16 protein-coding genes are annotated in these 17184 nt (G+C 71.7%); 5 read left to right on the top strand and 11 right to left on the bottom strand.

Annotated features, from left to right (window positions below; all coding sequences use genetic code 11):
* Positions 1-188 precede the first annotated feature (188 nt).
* From ACIQWX_RS19415 to ACIQWX_RS19385, 7 genes are all read right to left on the bottom strand, one after another.
* On the bottom strand, positions 189-398 hold the full coding sequence (locus ACIQWX_RS19415; protein ID WP_400872492.1) for a hypothetical protein: 210 nt from the start codon (positions 396-398) through the stop codon (positions 189-191).
* 66 nt (positions 399-464) lie between these two features.
* Positions 465-1340 (bottom strand): Ku protein, encoded by an 876-nt coding sequence (locus ACIQWX_RS19410; protein WP_400872489.1) that lies wholly within the window; start codon positions 1338-1340, stop codon positions 465-467.
* 84 nt (positions 1341-1424) lie between these two features.
* Positions 1425-2651 carry a styrene monooxygenase/indole monooxygenase family protein gene (locus tag ACIQWX_RS19405; RefSeq protein ID WP_400872486.1) on the bottom strand — a complete coding sequence of 409 codons (1227 nt, stop codon included), beginning with the start codon at positions 2649-2651 and terminating at the stop codon, positions 1425-1427.
* A 17-nt stretch (positions 2652-2668) separates the two neighbouring features.
* Positions 2669-3289, bottom strand: coding sequence for a GTP-binding protein (locus ACIQWX_RS19400; RefSeq protein ID WP_400872483.1), 621 nt, complete (start codon positions 3287-3289; stop codon positions 2669-2671).
* Positions 3264-3656 (bottom strand): DUF742 domain-containing protein, encoded by a 393-nt coding sequence (locus tag ACIQWX_RS19395; protein WP_400872480.1) that lies wholly within the window; start codon positions 3654-3656, stop codon positions 3264-3266. Before ACIQWX_RS19395 ends, ACIQWX_RS19400 begins: the two co-directional genes overlap by 26 nt.
* A gap of 5 nt (positions 3657-3661) precedes the next feature.
* Positions 3662-4099, bottom strand: coding sequence for a roadblock/LC7 domain-containing protein (locus ACIQWX_RS19390; protein ID WP_400872478.1), 438 nt, complete (start codon positions 4097-4099; stop codon positions 3662-3664).
* A complete protein-coding gene (locus ACIQWX_RS19385; protein WP_400872475.1) occupies positions 4096-5340 on the bottom strand; it encodes a sensor histidine kinase in 1245 nt (414 codons plus the stop codon). The genes ACIQWX_RS19390 and ACIQWX_RS19385 overlap by 4 nt, the downstream gene beginning before the upstream one ends.
* Positions 5341-5690: 350 nt before the next feature.
* On the opposite strand from ACIQWX_RS19385, the gene ACIQWX_RS19380 reads away from it, so the two are divergent.
* From ACIQWX_RS19380 to ACIQWX_RS19365, 4 genes are read left to right on the top strand one after another with little or no spacing between them, the layout of a single operon-like run.
* Positions 5691-6353 carry a TetR/AcrR family transcriptional regulator gene (locus ACIQWX_RS19380; protein ID WP_400872472.1) on the top strand — a complete coding sequence of 221 codons (663 nt, stop codon included), beginning with the start codon at positions 5691-5693 and terminating at the stop codon, positions 6351-6353.
* Positions 6347-8080, top strand: a complete 1734-nt coding sequence (locus tag ACIQWX_RS19375) for an ABC transporter ATP-binding protein (RefSeq protein WP_400872470.1) — start codon at positions 6347-6349, stop codon at positions 8078-8080. The genes ACIQWX_RS19380 and ACIQWX_RS19375 overlap by 7 nt, the downstream gene beginning before the upstream one ends.
* Entirely contained in the window at positions 8077-10086 is a 2010-nt protein-coding gene (locus tag ACIQWX_RS19370; protein ID WP_400872467.1) for an ABC transporter ATP-binding protein, read from the top strand. The genes ACIQWX_RS19375 and ACIQWX_RS19370 overlap by 4 nt, the downstream gene beginning before the upstream one ends.
* Positions 10087-10142: 56 nt before the next feature.
* Positions 10143-11207 (top strand): DNA polymerase ligase N-terminal domain-containing protein, encoded by a 1065-nt coding sequence (locus ACIQWX_RS19365; protein WP_400872464.1) that lies wholly within the window; start codon positions 10143-10145, stop codon positions 11205-11207.
* A gap of 8 nt (positions 11208-11215) precedes the next feature.
* On the opposite strand, the gene ACIQWX_RS19360 is transcribed toward ACIQWX_RS19365, so the two are convergent.
* The 4 genes from ACIQWX_RS19360 to ACIQWX_RS19345 form a co-directional block, all read right to left on the bottom strand.
* Positions 11216-11593: an SPW repeat protein gene (locus ACIQWX_RS19360; RefSeq protein ID WP_400872461.1), complete on the bottom strand. Its 378-nt coding sequence runs from the start codon at positions 11591-11593 to the stop codon at positions 11216-11218.
* Between the two features lie 97 nt (positions 11594-11690).
* The gene (locus ACIQWX_RS19355) at positions 11691-12200 is read right to left on the bottom strand and encodes a hypothetical protein (protein ID WP_400872458.1); all 510 of its coding nucleotides are present in this window, start codon (positions 12198-12200) and stop codon (positions 11691-11693) included.
* Between the two features lie 100 nt (positions 12201-12300).
* Positions 12301-15291 (bottom strand): BTAD domain-containing putative transcriptional regulator, encoded by a 2991-nt coding sequence (locus ACIQWX_RS19350; RefSeq protein ID WP_400872455.1) that lies wholly within the window; start codon positions 15289-15291, stop codon positions 12301-12303.
* Positions 15292-15392: 101 nt separating this feature from the next.
* Positions 15393-16097 (bottom strand): DJ-1/PfpI family protein, encoded by a 705-nt coding sequence (locus ACIQWX_RS19345; protein WP_400872452.1) that lies wholly within the window; start codon positions 16095-16097, stop codon positions 15393-15395.
* A gap of 98 nt (positions 16098-16195) precedes the next feature.
* Here ACIQWX_RS19345 and ACIQWX_RS19340 point away from each other — a divergent pair, with 98 nt between their 5' ends.
* Positions 16196-17173, top strand: a complete 978-nt coding sequence (locus ACIQWX_RS19340; protein ID WP_400872449.1) for a GlxA family transcriptional regulator — start codon at positions 16196-16198, stop codon at positions 17171-17173.
* Positions 17174-17184: the final 11 nt, after the last annotated feature.

The raw sequence follows: 17184 nt of genomic DNA, 5'->3' as shown, positions 1-17184 counted from the left end.
GCTCCGAGGGGGAGGGAGAGCCGAAGGACCCCGTTAGTGTTAGCACATCGCCAAGCCCGTGTACACAGCTGCATACACGATCGTGTTACGTCCTTGACGCCGTTCTGACGTCGTCTTGACGCCGCGAAGGCCTCCCCGGCCGGCGGTGAAGCCCGGGCGGGAAGGCCTTCGCGATCCTGGCGGGAGGCTCAGGAAGCTTGGCGCAGCAGGGGTTTCGCGGGTGTGGCGGCGCAGCCGCACCCGCTGCCGAGCGTCTGGCAGTCGACGATCAGGCCGTGCCGCACCCGGTCGGCGTCCGCACAGGCCGCGTCGGTGCACTCGGTGAATCCGCCTTCCGGGTGCACCACCAGCGTGCCGTGGCAGTGGTCGATGCCCGCATCACACGAAGCGCAGTCCATAATCCCTTGGTACCACCGGCAACCACGCGGACGCGGGACGACGGCGGCGGCGTGTCGCGCCGGGGGTCACGCCGACTTGGACGCCCGCTTGCGCGTCGCCGGCTTCTTCTTCGCGGCCGGCTCGCCGTCCTCATCGGACTCCTCCGAAGAGGACTTCGCGCCGCGGGACTTCTTCGCGGCGTCCACACTGGCCTGCAGCGCCGCCATCAGGTCGACGACGTCGGCCTTCGCGGTGACCGCGGCGGGCTTGGTCGTCTCCTCCCCCGCCACCTTGGCCTCGATCATCTCCTCGAGGGCCTCGCGGTAGTGGTCGTGGTACTTCTCCGGCTCGAAGACCGGCTCGGCCAGCGAATCGATCAGCGAACCGGCCATGGTCACCTCCTGCGGCCGGATCTGCGGCGGGTCGTCGCGCAGGAACGGGAAGTCGGGCTCGCGGACCTCGTCCGGCCACAGCATCGTCGTCATCACCAGCACGTCGGCGTGCACCCGCAGCACCGCCATGCTCTCCCGCTGCCGCACCGCGACCTTGGCGATGGCCACCTGGCTCGACTTGTGCAGCGCGTCCCGCAGCACGACGTACGGCTTCACCGCGTTCTTCTGCGGCTCCAGGTAGTACGTCCGGTCGTACTGGATCGGGTCGATCGACTCCAACGGCACGAACTCCAGGACGTCGATCGTGCGCTGCGACGACAGCGGCAGCTCGGCCATCTCGGCGTCGGTGAGCACGACCATCTCGCCGTCGGGCAGCTCGTAGCCCTTGGCGATCTCGGCGTAGGGCACCTCGGCACCGTCGATGGTGCAGAACCTCTTGTACTGGATCCGGCCGCCGTCGGCCTCGTGCACCTGGCGCAGGGAGACGTTCTTGTTCTCGGTCGCCGCGTACATCTGGATCGGGATGGACACCAGCCCGAACGAGACCGAGCCCTTCCACATCGCCCGCATGCCACGCACCTCCGAGAGACGACCCAGTTGACTTCACGCTACGTAACTACCGTAGCCCGAATCGTCCATCGGCGACAGTCTGATCTAGACCTCTGCCAGGTACTTCTCCCAGAGTGCGGGGTCCAGGAACCAGTTCTGGAAGTCCGTGGGATCGGTGAACCCGTTCGCGAACCGCCGCGCGACCGCGGGGTTCTGGCCGGCCACCCCGAGGATCTGGAGCACGTGCGGGGGCGGCGGGAGCAGCAGCGCGTTGGTCCATTCGGTGACGTGCCGGGCGTACTCCCAGTAGCGCTCGAACGTGGCGTCCATCCACGCGGCGTCGAACGGCTCCTCGCCGCGCTCGACGATCGCGTCCAGGTAGGTGGCCGCGCAGTGGCTCGCGTTGTTCGAGCCCTGGCCGGTGATCGGGTCGTTGGCGACGACGACGTCGGCCATGCCCAGCACGATCGCCCCGCCGGGCAGGGTGCCGACCGGCCGGCGCACCACCGGCGTGTAGCCGCCGGCCAGCGTGGCCTTGGCGTCGGTCAGCTCGGCGTCGCGGCAGCGGTCGTACTCCCACGGCACGAACCGCTTCATCAGGTCGAGGATCCGCCCGAAGTGCTCGGCCGGGCCCGGGCGGTCGTCGAAGCAGTCCAGCGGCCCGCCGGGGACGCCCTCGAAGAACAGGATGTCGCAGTTCCCGCTGAGCGTGTACGCGGGGATCATGAACAGCTCGCCGACGCCGGGGACGATGTTGAACCGCACCGCCATCTTGTCCGGGTGCTCCGGCCGCGGCCGGACGCCGTGGGCGTAGGCCAGCGACAGCGCGCGCATCGGCTTCGTGTACGGCGAACGCTCGGGCACCCGGTCGAACAGCTGGACCAGCTCGCCCTTGCCCGCCGAGATGATCACCAGGTCGTAGAGCCGCGACAGGGCGTCCAGCTCGGACGTCATCACGCCGTGGATGACGAGCTTGCCGCCGCGGTCCTCGAACAGCTCCAGCCAGCCCGCCATCTTGACCCGCTGGTCGACCGACTGCGCGATGTGGTCCAGCTCGGCGAACCAGTCGAGGGCGCGGCCGCCGTCCGGCGCGGCCACCGACACGCCGAGTCCCTCGACGTTGACCGTGTCGGCTTCCCACTGGTTGATCCCGAGGTCCCGCTCGTGCTGCAGCGCGTCGTGGAACATGCACTGCGTCGACATCACGCGGCCGTTCCGGATCTCCTCCGGCGTCCGCGCGGACATCACCGTGACGTCGTAGCCCTTCGCCTGCAACCCGAGGGCCAGCTGCAGCCCGGACTGCCCGGCGCCGACGATCAGAACCCTGCGCATGAAGCTCGCTCTCCTTCTCAGGCGTTCGGGACGCTGCCGGCCAGCTCGCGCGGGCCGGACAGCACGGCCAGCGACAGCGTGTGGCTCACCAGCTCGGTCAGGGTGGCGATCGTCGACGCCCGGTCGCGGGCGTCGCAGGTGACCAGCGGGACGCTCGGGTCGAGCGCCAGCGCGTCGCGCACCTCGTCGAGGTCGTGCACCGGCATGCCCTCGAACTGGTTGACCGCGACCACGAACGGCAGCTCGGAGTCGTTCTCGAAGTAGTTGATCGCCGCGAACGACTCGTCGATCCGGCTGGTGTCGACCAGCACGACCGCGCCGAGCGCACCCCGGCTCAGGTCGTCCCAGAGGAACCAGAACCGCGCCTGCCCCGGCGTGCCGAACAGGTACAGCAGCAGGTCCGGGCGCAGCGTGATCCGCCCGAAGTCCATCGCCACGGTCGTCGTCGACTTGCCGCCGGGCGGGATCTCGTCGATGCCTTCGCCGGCCTCGGTCATCCAGGCCTCGTTGCTCATCGGCGGCACTTCCGACACCGCGCCGACGAACGTGGTCTTGCCGACACCGAAGCCCCCGGCGACGACGATCTTCGCGGAGATCGTCAGCAGATCGCCCTCAGGCGGGGAGCCGCTTGAGCCCATCAAGGATCCTCTCGAGCACGTTGGTGTCGTGGTGGTAGGCGTGCGCCGTGGGGTGGACGAACACCGCGCCCTGGGACGCGAGGTCGCCGATCAGCACCCGCACCACGCCCAGCGGCAGGTCGAGCCCGACCGACAGCTCGGCGATCGAGCACCGCGCCCGGGCGCGTTCGTAGAGCGAGCGCGACTCGGGCATCAGCGTGCCGCTCAGCGCGGGGTCGTACCGCGGGACCGAGACCAGGGTCTCCACCAGCAGCTGGTGCCGGGTGCTGGTGCGGCCGCCGGTGAGCGCGTACGCGCGGATCCGGCGGCTGCGCCGCGGCAAGGCGGTGTCCTTCTCGGACACTGAGATCACATCCTCGTCGGGCATTCTCATCACACCCGCGGACGGCGCGCGGTGAGCACCTGGCGCAGTTCGGCGCGCACCTCGGGGGTGAGCGCGTGGCCGGCGTTGGTGATGAACTGGGTCATCTCGTAGGCGACCACCTTCATGTCCGCCTCGCCCGAGGTCAGCACCGCGAGCCCGGCACCGGAACCGATGCCCATGAACAGGAAGTAGCCGTGGGTGAGCCGGATGATGATCTGCTCGCAGCTGCCCTTCCCGAACAGCGCCGCGCTGTTGCCGGCGAGGGAGAGCAGGCCGCTGGCGATCGCCGCGAGCTGTTCGGCCTCGGCTTCGCCGACCGAGTCGGACGCGGTGAGGGGGAAGCCGTCCACGCTCATGATCAGCGCGTGGCTGACGCCGTGGACCTTGCGCACGAAGTCGTCGAGCAGCCAGGCGAAGTTCGCCGGGGCCGGGTGGGGTGCGCTCACGAGGCGGTTCCTCCGGGCGTCTCGTCCTGCTGGGCACGGTGGTTCTCGGCGAGAGCGGCCCGCTCGCCGTCGGCGAAGGCGCCGAGGTCGGCGAGCAGCTGCTCGTGCCCGTTCCCCGCGGGTTCGGCGGCCGCGGGTGGTGGCGGCGGTTCGGGCGCGGCCCCGCGGATGCTGCCGGGCACGCGCCGGGGAAGGCCGTTGGCCGTGGTGCCGCCGGTCTGCTCGAGCGGCCGCGGGCGGGGGCTCGGCCGGCGCGGCATCGCCCGCACCGGCTCCTCCTTCGGAAAGGTGCCCGGACGGCGGCGCGGCAGCCCGCCGACGGAAGCCGGTTCGCCTTCCGGCGCCTTCACCGGCTCGACGGTGACGGTCCGGGTGCCCGACCACGCGTTCTCGGTCAGCTCGGTGACGATGCCGGTGGGCAGCAGCACAGTCGCCACGGTGCCGTGCGGGCTGCGCCGGTCCAACCGCACGGTGACGTCGTGACGGGCGGCGAGCCGGGAGACCACCGCGAGCCCCATGTGCCGCGCCGCGGCGTCGTCGAGGTCGCCGCCGGCGGCCAGCCGCGCGTTGAGGCCGTCGATCCGGTCGGCCGGGATGCCGATGCCCTCGTCCTCGATCCGGACGAGCACGCTGCCCTGCTCGGTCAAGTGCGCGCTGACGTTCACCGGCGAGCTGGGCGAAGACTGGTTGGCCGCGTTGTCGAACAGCTCCGCGAGCACCCGGCCCAGGTCTTCCGCGGCGAAGCCGACGACGCCGAGGTTGACCACGCGGCCGATGGTGATCCGGGCGTAGTGGTCGATCGAGGACATCGCCGCGCGCATGACGTCGAGCACCGTCGTCGCGCGGGCGGCGTCGTCGGCGGTCTCCTGGCCGGCCAGCACGCGCAGGTTCTCGGCGTTGCGGCGCAGCCGGGTCGCGAGGTGGTCGAGCTGGTAGAGCTCGGCGAGGCGGTGGTGGTCCTCCTCCCCCGCCTCCAGCTCCTCCAGCCGGGCCAGCAGCTGGTCGAGCAGGTTGAGGTCACGCAGGGCCACGCTGGCGCAGATCTCGGCCAGCACGGCGTCGTCCGCCGGCGACGGCGGGACCGCCACCACCGGCGGCGTCAGCTGGGCGATCGCCGGACCCGCGGCGGGTGCGTACCCGGGGTGCTTCGGCGGCGCCGTGAGGAACTGCGCGGCGGCGACCCGCGAGCGGTCCAGCAGGACGCGTGATCGATCCAGGAGTTCCCGGGCCCGGCTCGCCATGTGGTCCCACTTCTTCCTTGCTCAGGTGCGGAAAAACGCGTACGCGGCGCCGACCCCCGGCGGCGACGCCCGACATGCAAGCAGAAAGTCTCGCCGGATGTCCACAGCCGGTCCCCGTGCGATCGCGGGCAGTGAGCGGATTTCGGGCACGTAGCTCCTGGTGAGCGCAGTGCGTTAGGCCAATCGGTCCAATTTTGCAATTTGCGCCCCGCAACGGAACGCACACGGGCGTCGATACCGCAGGCCGGGCGGTCCCGCACGACGGAATCCGAGCCTGTCCGGTTCGACCGAATTTTTGCGTGCCCCGCACTTTTTTGCGGGGCACGCAAGTTTTTCGCTACACTCCGTTCATGCCGCCGGAGGAACCACCGAAGCTGACGCTGCGGGAACGCAAGAAGCGCGAGGCCCGCCGAGCCCTCGCGCAGGCCGCGTTGCGGCTCACGCTGGAGCGCGGGCTGGAGAACGTCCGGGTCGAGGACATCGCCAACGAGGTCGGCGTCTCGCCCCGGACATTCAACAACTACTTCTCGAGCAAGGAGCAGGCGGTCTGCTCGGTGGTCGTCGACCGCCACGAGGGGATGCGCGAGGCCCTGCTCGCCCGGCCGGCGGGCGAGCCGCTCTGGGAGTCGGTCAAGCAGGCGGTGATCCGCCAATATTCGCGTGAGGGCGAGCCGGATCGCGCGTATGTTGCGCGTATCCGGGAGCTGATGGGCCAGCTCATGCTGCGGGGCGAGTTCCTCAACGCCCACGCGGCGGTCGAGCGGGTCCTCGCCGAAACGATCGCGAAACGGGTGGGCGGTGTGGACCACCTGCTGTGCCGGCTGATGGCCTCCTCGGTGGAAAGCGCTGTCCGCGTCGCCTTCGTCAACTGGTTCATGACCGACGAGCCGCTCCTGCCCACGCTGGAGCGGTTGCTGGACGAGCTGGCCGCCGGGATGCCGACGCTGACTGCCGGCGCACCGAAGAAAAACCCGAACACCACCACCACTCCACTGGGGGAATCTCTGTGCTAGTCAAGCTCCTGCGCAGTCACCTGCGCCCGTACAAAACCACGTTGTGGGTGATCGTGGTGCTGCAGCTCGTGCAGACGATCGCCATGCTCTACCTGCCGACGCTCAACGCCGACATCGTCGACAACGGGCTGATCAAGGGCGACATGGGCTACATCCTGCGCGTCGGCGCGGTGATGCTGGCCGTGACGCTCGCCCAGATCGCCGGGTCGATCGGCGCGGTGTACTACGGTGCCCGCACCGCGATGGCGGTCGGGCGCGACATCCGGTCCGGCGTCTTCCACCGGGTGCAGGACTTCTCGGCCCGCGAGGTCGGGCAGTTCGGCACGCCGTCGCTGATCACCCGCACCACCAACGACGTCCAGCAGATCCAGATGCTCGTGGTGATGACGCTGACGCTGATGGTGTCCGCGCCGATCATGTGCGTCGGCGGCATCATCCTGGCGCTGAACCTCGACGTCCCGCTGTCGGGCCTGCTGCTGGTCATCGTGCCGGTGCTGGCGATCGCGGTCGGCACGATCATCACGAAGATGCGCCCGGCGTTCCGGCTGATGCAGGAGCGGATCGACCGGATCAACCAGGTGCTGCGCGAGCAGATCATGGGCATCCGCGTGATCCGCGCGTTCGTCCGCGACAAGCACGAGCGCGAGCGCTTCGACGTCGCGAACGACCAGCTGCTCACCGTTTCGCTGCGGGTGGGCAGGCTCATGGCGCTGATGTTCCCGATCGTCATGCTGGTGATGAACGCCTCCAGCGTCGCCGTGCTGTGGTTCGGCGGGCAGCGCATCGACTCCGGCAGCATGCAGATCGGGGCCATGACGGCGTTCCTGTCCTACCTGCTGCAGATCCTGATGGCCGTCATGATGGCCACGTTCATGTTCATGATGGTGCCGCGCGCGGAGGTCAGCGCCGAGCGGATCAGCGAGGTCCTCGACACCGAGTCGAGCGTCCGCCCGCCGGTGTCGCCGATCCGTCCGGGCGCGGTGCACGGGCACCTGGAGCTCTCCGGTGTCGAGTTCCGCTACCCCGGCGCGGAAAAGCCGGTGCTGCAGGACATCTCGCTGATCGGGCGGCCGGGTGAGACCACCGCCGTGATCGGGTCCACCGGTACCGGCAAGACGACGTTGCTGAACCTGATCCCGCGGCTGATGGACGCCACGAAGGGCACGGTCAAGGTCGACGGCGTCGACGTGCGCGACCTCGATCCCGCGGTGCTCGCCCGCGCGGTCGGGCTGGTGCCGCAGAAGCCGTACCTGTTCGCCGGGACGGTCGCGAGCAACCTGCGCTACGGCAACCCGGACGCCACCGACGAAGAACTGTGGCACGCGCTGGAAGTGGCGCAGGGCAAGGATTTCGTCGAAGCGATGCCCGAAGGCCTGGAGGCACCGATCGCCCAGGGCGGCACGAACGTCTCGGGCGGCCAGCGGCAACGGATCGCCATCGCGCGGATGCTGGTGCACAAGCCGGAGATCTACCTCTTCGACGACTCGTTCTCGGCGCTGGACTACGCGACCGACGCGGCCCTGCGCCGCGCCCTCGTGTCCGAAACCGCCGACGCGACGGTGATCATCGTCGCGCAGCGCGTCAGCACCATCCGCACCGCCGACCGCATCATCGTCCTCGACGAGGGCCGCGTCGTCGGCACCGGTACCCACCACGAACTGTTCGACAGCAACGAAACCTACCGCGAGATCGTGCTGTCGCAGCTCACCGAGCAGGAGGCGGCGTGAGTACCACGGAATCGCCGAAGGCCGCCGTCACCGAGGCGGGGGAACGGCCCACGGCCGAACGGCAGAAGAACACCGGGGCGGCCACCGCCGGACCGGGCCGGTGGATGGCCGGCGGCGCCCCGCCGGAGAAGGCCCTCGACTTCAAGGGGTCCCTCAAGCGGCTGCTGCGCATGCTGGCCCCGCAACGGCTGCACCTGATCGGCGTGCTCGTGCTCGGCGCGGCCAGCGTCGCGCTGACCGTGATCGGGCCGAAGATCCTCGGCCAGGCCACCGACGCGATCCTGGCAGGCGTGCTCGGCAAGCAGGTGCCGCCGGGGGTGACGAAGGAGCAGGTCGTCGCCGGGCTGCGCGCCCGCGGCGACGGCACGCTGGCCGACATCTACAGCCGCGTCGACCTCGTGCCCGGCGTCGGCATCGACTTCGACAAGGTCGGGCAGATCCTGCTGGTCGTGCTGGCGCTGTTCGTCATCGCGTCGTTCTTCGGGCTGATCCAGGCCCGGCTGACGACGACGCTGGTGCAGCACGCGGTGTACCGGCTGCGCCAGGACGTCGAGGAGAAGTTCTCGCGCCTGCCGCTGAAGTACTTCGACCGCCAGCCGCGCGGCGAGGTGCTGTCCCGCGTCACCAACGACATCGACAACCTGGCGATGTCGCTGCAGCAGACGCTGTCGCAGATCGTCTCGTCGCTGCTGACGGTGATCGGCGTGCTGATCATGATGTTCCTGATCTCGCCGCTGCTGGCGGTGATCGCGCTGCTCACGGTGCCGCTGTCGGCCGTCGTCGCGGCGAAGATCGGCAAGCGGGCGCAGCCGAACTTCATCAAGCAGTGGTCGACGACCGGCAAGCTCAACGCGCACGTCGAGGAGATGTACACCGGCCATTCGCTGGTCAAGGTGTTCGGCAGGCGCGATGAGGCCGCGGCGATCTTCGACAAGCAGAACGAGACGCTGTACGAGGCGAGCTTCCGGGCGCAGTTCATCTCCGGCATGATCCAGCCGGCGATGATGTTCATCGGCAACCTGAGCTACGTGCTGGTGGCCGTGATCGGCGCGCTGCGCGTCGCCTCGGGCAGCCTGACTCTCGGCGAGGTGCAGGCGTTCATCCAGTACTCGCGCCAGTTCAGCCAGCCGGTCACGCAGATCGCCAGCATGGCGAACCTGCTGCAGTCCGGGGTCGCGTCGGCCGAGCGGGTGTTCGCGCTGCTCGACGCCGAGGAGCAGGCGCCGGAGCCTTCTTCGCCGGAGCGGCCGTCGGTCGTTCGCGGGCGCGTCGAGTTCCAGGACGTCTCGTTCCGCTACCTGCCGGACAAGCCGCTGATCGACGACCTGTCCCTGGCCGTCGAACCCGGCCAGACGGTGGCGATCGTCGGCCCCACCGGCGCGGGCAAGACGACGCTGGTCAACCTGCTCATGCGGTTCTACGAGCTGGACGGCGGGCGGATCACGCTCGACGGCGTCGACATCGCGAAGATGAACCGCGAGGAGCTGCGCGACCAGACCGGCATGGTGCTGCAGGACGCGTGGCTGTTCGGCGGCACGATCGCGGAGAACATCGCCTACGGCGCGGACGACCCGAGCCGCGAGGAGATCATCGAAGCGGCGAAGGCGACGCACGTCGACCGGTTCGTCCGGACGCTGCCGGACGGCTACGAGACGGTGCTGGACGACGAAGGCGGCACGGTCAGCGCGGGCGAGAAGCAGCTGATCACGGTGGCGCGGGCGTTCCTGGCCAAGCCGGTGATCCTGATCCTGGACGAGGCGACCAGTTCGGTGGACACGCGGACGGAGGTGCTGATCCAGCGGGCGATGAACTCGCTGCGCAGCGGCCGCACGAGCTTCGTGATCGCCCACCGCCTGTCGACGATCCGCGACGCGGACGTGATCCTGGTGATGGAGCACGGCCAGATCGTCGAGCAGGGTGACCACGAGACCCTGCTGCGCAGCGGCGGCGCCTACGCGCGGCTGTACGCGGCGCAGTTCGCCGAAGCCATGGCGGAGACCGACTGACGTCGTCGCCCCGGTACCCTGGACGCTCCCGAGCGGAAAGGGGTACCGGGGCGGCGATGGCGGACAAACTCGAGGAGTACCGCGGCAAGCGCGGCCGGGACCGCACCCCCGAACCCTGGCCCGACGGCCCGCCGGAACCCGGGGGCAACGACCTCTTCGTCATCCAGGAGCACCACGCTTCCCGCCTGCACTGGGACTTCCGGCTGGAACGCGACGGCGTGCTCGTGTCCTGGGCCGTCCCGCGCGGGCTGCCGCTCGCGCCCGGGGTGAACCGGCTCGCGGTGCACACCGAAGACCACCCCATGGAATACCTCACCTTCGAGGGCGAGATCCCGGCCGGCGAGTACGGCGGCGGCCGGATGACCGTGTGGGACACCGGGAAGTACGAAACCCTGCACTGGAACGACCACAAGGTCGAGGTCGTCTTCCACGGCGAGCGGGCGCGCGGCAAGTACCTCTTCCTCAACCGGCACAACGCCGACGACGACCGCGACTGGATGCTGCGGCGCCTCGACCCGGCCGAGCCGGGGCACGAAGACGCCCCCGAGTTCGTCGAGCCGATGACGGCGGTCCCGGGCGAGCTGCCCGCCGAGGACGACGACTGGGCCTACGAATTCGCCTGGGGTGGCCTGCGCACGATGCTGCTCGTCTCCGGCGGCCGCGTCACCGCGCACGACGAGACCGGCGCCGACGTCACCGGCCGCTACCCCGACCTGCACAAGCTGGGCGAAGAGCTCGGGTCGACGGAAGTGCTGCTGGACGGCGAAGCCGTCGTGATCAAGGACGGCAAGCCGTACCCCGAAGGCCTCGAGGAGCGCCGCCGGGCCGACGGCAACGCGGCGAAGCGGCTCAAGGCGCACTGCCCGGTGTTCTACTTCGCCTGCGACGTCCTGCACCTCGACGGCAAGCCGACCGTGGACCTGCCCTACACCGAACGCCGCGAGCTGCTGGCGGACCTGCCGGTGACCGATCGCCACTGGCAGGTCCCCCGCTACTTCCTCGGCGGCGGCGAAGACGTCCTCGGCGCGAGCCGCCAGCACGGCCTGCCGGGTGTGGTCGCCAAGCGGGCCGGCAGTCCCTACCGGCCCGGCTCCGCGGACTGGGTGTTCATCGGGAATTGACGGTGTGCTCAGTCGCCGCGTGCGAGCACGACCACGCCCGCCACGACGACCACCGCGCCCGCGACCACGTTGCCGACGAGCGCGGCCGTCGACGGCTGCGTCTCCGCGGCCGAGCGCAGCAGCCACGGCGAAAGCGCCGTCCACGCGCCGAGCACCGGGACGACCCAGCCGAGGAACCGCAGGCGCCGCGTCGCGGTGCGGGCGATCGCCAGCGCGACCAGGACCAGGCCGACGACCGTGTTGCTCAGCGCGAGCACGCCCGCGCCGCCGAAGCCGGTGACCCAGGGGGCGAGCACGAGGTAGAGACCGGCGAGCAGGACGAAGCCCGCGGCGGCGCCGATGACGGCGGTCCGCTGCCCGCCGGCCGGGGTGCTGTGCGAAGTCATCTCCTCACCTCCACCCCGGAGAGGTACCCCGCGGTAGCGGCCGGTAACCGGGAGCTGCCCGCAGCCCTCGAAACGGGCAGGTCCCGGCCGGGAGCGCTCAGCAGCCGCAGGTGTAGTAAGTGATGTCCCAGTGGTTGCCTTCGTCGCAGTAGAGGTTGCCGGAGCCGGCCTTCCACTGCGGGTAGCCGTCGCCGCGCAGCCCGATGTAGCCGAAGCTGTTCTTGATGTAGTTGTCGATGCAGCTGTTGTGCGAGATGTCCACCTTGTAGCCGTTGTAGTGGCTGTAGGTGCCCGACGCGTGGCCGACCTCGGTCCCGCCGGTGATGTTGACCGCGCAGCCGCTGGCCCGCTTCAGCGTGATCACGCCGGTGACGGTGGTCTGGTTGATCTGCTCGTAGGACGTGCAGGTCGAGTTCGACCGCGTGGTGCAGCCCCCGCTCGACGAGTGCGTCACCCCGGCGGCGGACAGCTGCGACGCCGCCTGCGCCTGGGTGAGCTTGGTGACCTCGACGCTCGCCGACGCGGTGCCGATGGTCGCGAAGACCACCGTCGCGGCCGAAGCGGTCAGTCCCAGTGCCGCGCGCGCGAGCATCCGTTGTCCCGGCATGCCTTGCCTCCTCGGGTACGAGATTCCGAACGGCGGCAGCCAAGACGGGCGGGCCATAACTTCGCCAAACGCCACGCGGCGGGCCGGGGCGGCGGCGGGGTCAGGTCCTGATCTTCGTCAAGACTTCACGAGTGCGGTCCCGGGCCGGGGATTCACTGGTGACGGCGGTGAGCTCCCGCAGCGCGCGCAGCTCCCACAACGGGAAGCCGAGCTCGCGGAAGAGGCCCGCCGACGTACGCAGGAGCCGGGCGGCCTCCGTCCCGGTGCCCTCGTCCGCGTGCGTGCGGCCGAGGCTGAGCAGGGTGTAGCCGGCACCGCGGCGGTCGCGCAGCTCGCGGAACACGCCCATCGCGACCCGCAGGTGCCACCGCGCGCCCGCCGGGTCGCCCGCGCCGCGGCGCGCTTCGGCGAGGCAGCGGTGGGTGTAGGCGGCGGCGTGCCGGTGCCCGATCTGCTCGAACAGCGTCAGCGACCGCGTCAGGAAGCGTTCGCCGTCGAGCGGCTCGCCTGCCTCGGTGTGCAGGGCGCCGAGGCTGCGCAGGACGTGCGCCTCCCAGTGGCGTTCGCGGGTGCGGACGGCACCGCCGAGCGCGCCGGTGAGCAGGTCGGCGGCCCGGTCGTAGCCGCCGTGGCGGCGCAGGACGTCGGCGTAGCGCTTGGCGGCCTGGTCGTGCCCGCGGCCGTCGTCGCACTCGCCGGCGAGCAGCATGCTGACCTCGAAGCTCTCGACGGCGCGCCGCACGTCCCCGACGTCTTCGGCGAGCGACCCCAGCTGCGCGGCGGCGGCCGCCTGCCCGTGCCGGTCGCCGCAGGCGCGCAACAGGCCGAGAGCCTCGACGAGTTCGGCCTCCGCGGCCCGCGGGTCACCGCCGTCGAGGTGGACGTCGGCGAGCGCGGCCAGCACCGCGCCGGTGCCCTGCGGGTCGTCGAGCTCCCGGAAGCGGTGTTCGGCCATGACGAAGTAGTTGCGGGCCTGCCGCCCGCGGCCGTGCTGCCAGTGCACGGAGCCGAGGTTGTACAGCTTTTCGGCCTCGGCACGCGGATCCCGCCGCCGCCGGGCGGCGGCCAGCCCGAGCACGGAGACGGCCCGGGCGGCGTGCCCGAGCCACGGGGTGCCGGCCAGGGCGGTGCAGGCGTCGGCGAGCCGTTCGGTGAGGTCGTGCCAGCCGTGCGTGCCGGCGAGCCGCGCGGCGGCGGCGAGGTGGGCGGTCTCGCGTGCAGGATCGGCGGCGACCTGGCGTACCGCGGCGGGGTCGGGCTTCGGGAGGTCGGCGGGCGTGCGGCCCTGGGCGTGTTCGGCGACGGCGAGGGTGACTTCGCAGGCCCGGCGGAGTGCGGCGAGGTCGGGGTCCGGGGTTTCGGTGAGGAGGAGCCGGGTGAAAGGTGGGACGGTCCAGTGGGTGTCGGCTCGCTGGAAAACCGGGCCGAGCTGGTCGCGAGGATCTTCTTCCCCGGCAACGGGTTCCGCGCCGGCCCGCTCCAGCAAGTGCGCCGCGGCCAACGCCTCCAGCCGGTCGCGGGCCTCCTCCGGCGGCCGGTCCAGCAACGCCGCCGCGCACCACTCCGGCACTGGCCCCTCGAACGCCGCGAGCAGTCTCAGCAACGTCCGGTCCGGCGCCGGCCGCTCGCGCAGCGCCGAGGTCACCGCCGCCCGGACCGAAAGGTCGCCCGTGGCCAGCTCGTCGAGCCGGCGGCGGTCGTCGGCCAGCCGGGCCGCCGGCTCGGCCACCCGCAGCCCCGGCCGGGCCGCGAGCTTCGCCCCCGCGATCCGGACCGCGAGCGCGAGCCCCGCGCACCACTCGAGAACCCGGTGCGCCGCCGCAGGTTCCGCGCGCAACCTCGGCTCCCCCACAATCGCCGCGAACAGCGCCCAGGCGTCCTCTGTGGACAGTACGCCCACCGGGACCGGTCGCGCCCCGCACAGGCCGGGCAGCTCGCGGCGCGTGGTCACCAGCGTCGCGCAGCCGGGCCCGCTCGGCAGCAACGCCCGCACCTGCGCCTCGGACGTCACGTCCTCCAGCAGCACCAGCAACCGGCGGTCCGCGGTGTAGCTGCGCCACAACCCGGTCAGCCCGGCGCGGTCGGCCAGCTCGGCCGGCGTCGCGCCGAGCAGGCGCAGGAACCCCGTCAGGACGGCGGCCGGCTCGGCGTCACGCAGCGACGCCGTCAGCTGGCCGTCGGGGAAGCGGCGGCGCGCCCGCCAGGCCGCCTGGACGGCCAGCGCCGACTTCCCGGCCCCCGCGGCCCCCTGCAGCACGACCGGCCCGGAGCCGCGCAGGGCCCGGCCGACCTCGGCCAGCTCCGCCGCCCGGCCGGTGAAGTCGGGCACCGCCGGCGGGAGCTGGGCGGGCGGGCCCGGCGTCGTCCACTCGGTGCCGGCGATCCGGCGGTACACCGCGACGAGGTCGTCGCCCGGCCACACACCCGCCTCTTCCCACAGCGCCCGCCGCGTCCGGCGGAGCACCTCCAACGCCGACTCGCGGTGACCGACGGCGCCGAGCGCGGACGCCAGCCGGGCGGCGAACCGCTCGTCGGCGGGCCGGGCCGCGACGACCGGGTCGAGCCGCTCGACGACCGACCGGCCGTCGCCGTCGGCGAGCTCCAGCTCGACCAGCTGCAGCAGCGCCGCCGAGCGCCGGTCCTCCAGCCACAGCTTGTGCGCCTCCAGCAGCGGACCGCCGGCGACGTCGGCGAACGCGTCACCCCGCCAGCACGCCAGTGCCCGTTCGAGCGCGCGGCGGCGTTGCGCGCGGTCGTCGGCGCCCGCGGACAGCAGCGTCAGGAAGTCGTCCGCGTCCAGCTCCCCCGGCTCGACGGACAGCGCGTAGCCCCGCGGGCCGGACCGCAGCCGCTGCCCGGCCTCGGCGGCCCCGAAGCCGGGCGAGAGCGTCTTGCGCAGCTTCGACACGGTGACCTGCACGATCGCCGCGGCACTCGACGGCGCGCCGTCCGGCCACAGCTCGTCGACCAGCGTGTCGCGGCCGACGAACTGGCCGGCGCGCGCGAGCAGCACGGCGAGCAGCCGCCGCGGCTGGGCCGCCGACGGCAGCGCGACGGTGGCGGTCAGCGGACCGAGGACCTGGAACCGCACGGCTACACCCCACCCGCGAGATCACCTGATCGAGCGAGCTGAATCTAGCCGCCGGAAGCTGGGCGTTTCCCTCGATCACCCGGATGGCCGACGCCGTTGGTTCAGGCGTTTGCCAATAGTTTGCCCAGCAGCTCCGGGTGGTCGGCCAGCCCGGCCCGCAGCGTGTGTTCGCGCAGCGGCTTGAGGTCGCCGTAGGGCTGGTTCGCCCAGTCCAGGCGGCCCTGCGGCGGCTCGGGGTCGTACTCGATGGCGAACTGGACGTTCGTCGCGATCCGCCGTCCGGCGAGCCGTTCGACGAGGTGCAGCGCCAGGTCGATGCCCGCCGACACGCCCGCCGCGGTGATCACCCGGCCGTCTTCGACCCAGCGCTCGGCGACCGGCGTCGCGCCGAGGCCGGTGAGCAGGTCGCGGAACATCCAGTGCGTCGTCGCCCGCTTGCCCTCCAGGAGCCCGGCCGCGCCGAGGACCATCGAGCCGGTGCAGACCGACGTCACGAGCTCGGCGCCGGCGGCCGCGCCGCGCAGCCAGGCGAGCAGGCGCTCGTCCGCCATCGCGCGCAGCGTCGGCACCGTGCCGCCGGGCACCAGTACCGCGTACGGCGACGGCACTTCGTCGAACGTGTGGCTCGGCGCGACGCTCAGCGGCGTGTCGGTGCCGATGGTTTCCTTGGTCGCGCCGACGACGACGGTCCGGTAGGTCGCGTCCATCTGCGCCAGGGCGCTCAGCACCTGGAGCGGGCCCACCAGGTCCAGCGGCGTGAGCCCCGGGTAGACGACGAAGGCGAGGGTCTTCTGCTCAGCGGTCATGGGCCCGACCTTCGCGGGCGCACGGGATCGGCGTGCCGCGGATGTCCGAAATCCTGCGAACCGCGTCCGAAGGCCGGTCCGGCTGCTAGCGTGCGATCATGGCAGGCTCACCCAGACGGGTCACGATCGTCGGGTTCCCCGACGTGGAGCTGCTGGACGTCGCCTGCCCGGCCGACGTCCTCGACGCCGCCAACCGCCACGGCGCCCGCCCTCCGTACGAGATCCGGCTGGCCACGATCGACGGCCAGGCCATCCGCACCTGCTCCGGCCTGGTCCTGCAGCCGCACCTGCGGCTCGACCAGGTGGCGGCCGACCTCGACACGCTGGTCGTCGCGGGTGGCTGGGGCAGCACGACGGCGGCGTCCGACGAGCGGGTGCTCGCCCACATCCGGCGCCTGGCCCAGACGAGCCGGCGGGTGGCGTCGGTCTGCACGGGGGCGGAGGTGCTCGCCGCGGCCGGCCTGCTCAACGGCCGCCGCGCGACGACCCACTGGCGCTGGGCGGCTCGGCTCGCCGAGAACTACCCGGCGGTGACGGTGGACCCGGTGCCGCTCTACATCCAGCACGGCAACGTGTACACGGCCGCCGGGGTGACCAGCGGCCTCGACCTGACCATGGCGCTGGTGGAGGCCGACCACGGGCCGACGCTCGCCCGCGAAGTCGCCCGGTCGCTGGTGACGTACCTGCAGCGGCCCGGCAACCAGGCCCAGGTCAGCCTGTTCCTGGCCGGCCCGCCGCCGGAGCACCGCGAGGTCCGCGACCTGACCGCGTACATCGCCGAGCACCTCGACGCCGACCTCGGCACCCCGGCGCTGGCGACCCGGGCGGGCCTCAGCACCCGCCAGCTGACCCGGCTCTTCGACGCCCACCTCGGCACGACGCCGGGCAAGTACGTCCGCACGGTCCGCACCGAGCACGCGGCGAGGATGCTGTCGGGAACGGACCTCCCCCTGGCGACGATCGCCCGCCGCTGCGGCTTCGGCTCGACGGAAACGTTGCGGCAGGCGTTCCTCGACCACTTCGACACGCCGCCGTCGGCGTACCGGCGGGTCCACGTCCGCCAGGCCTACGGCTGACGCACCCGCTC

Origin of the sequence: Amycolatopsis sp. NPDC098790 (assembly GCF_044759945.1) — a bacterium.
GTDB lineage: Bacteria > Actinomycetota > Actinomycetes > Mycobacteriales > Pseudonocardiaceae > Amycolatopsis.
The sequence above is the reverse complement of the archived record's forward strand: the minus strand, read 5'-3'. Positions and strand labels throughout refer to the sequence as shown.

Excerpts from the sequence above, each read along its gene's own strand:
- ACIQWX_RS19415 (WP_400872492.1), bottom strand. The coding sequence starts at position 398 with ATGGACTGCGCTTCGTGTGATGCGGGCATCGACCACTGCCACGGCACG.
- ACIQWX_RS19410 (WP_400872489.1), bottom strand. The coding sequence starts at position 1,340 with ATGCGGGCGATGTGGAAGGGCTCGGTCTCGTTCGGGCTGGTGTCCATC.
- ACIQWX_RS19405 (WP_400872486.1), bottom strand. The coding sequence starts at position 2,651 with ATGCGCAGGGTTCTGATCGTCGGCGCCGGGCAGTCCGGGCTGCAGCTG.
- ACIQWX_RS19400 (WP_400872483.1), bottom strand. The coding sequence starts at position 3,289 with ATGGGCTCAAGCGGCTCCCCGCCTGAGGGCGATCTGCTGACGATCTCC.
- ACIQWX_RS19395 (WP_400872480.1), bottom strand. The coding sequence starts at position 3,656 with ATGCCCGACGAGGATGTGATCTCAGTGTCCGAGAAGGACACCGCCTTG.
- ACIQWX_RS19385 (WP_400872475.1), bottom strand. The coding sequence starts at position 5,340 with ATGGCGAGCCGGGCCCGGGAACTCCTGGATCGATCACGCGTCCTGCTG.
- ACIQWX_RS19380 (WP_400872472.1), top strand. The coding sequence starts at position 5,691 with ATGCCGCCGGAGGAACCACCGAAGCTGACGCTGCGGGAACGCAAGAAG.
- ACIQWX_RS19365 (WP_400872464.1), top strand. The coding sequence starts at position 10,143 with ATGGCGGACAAACTCGAGGAGTACCGCGGCAAGCGCGGCCGGGACCGC.
- ACIQWX_RS19360 (WP_400872461.1), bottom strand. The coding sequence starts at position 11,593 with ATGACTTCGCACAGCACCCCGGCCGGCGGGCAGCGGACCGCCGTCATC.
- ACIQWX_RS19355 (WP_400872458.1), bottom strand. The coding sequence starts at position 12,200 with ATGCCGGGACAACGGATGCTCGCGCGCGCGGCACTGGGACTGACCGCT.
- ACIQWX_RS19345 (WP_400872452.1), bottom strand. The coding sequence starts at position 16,097 with ATGACCGCTGAGCAGAAGACCCTCGCCTTCGTCGTCTACCCGGGGCTC.
- ACIQWX_RS19340 (WP_400872449.1), top strand. The coding sequence starts at position 16,196 with ATGGCAGGCTCACCCAGACGGGTCACGATCGTCGGGTTCCCCGACGTG.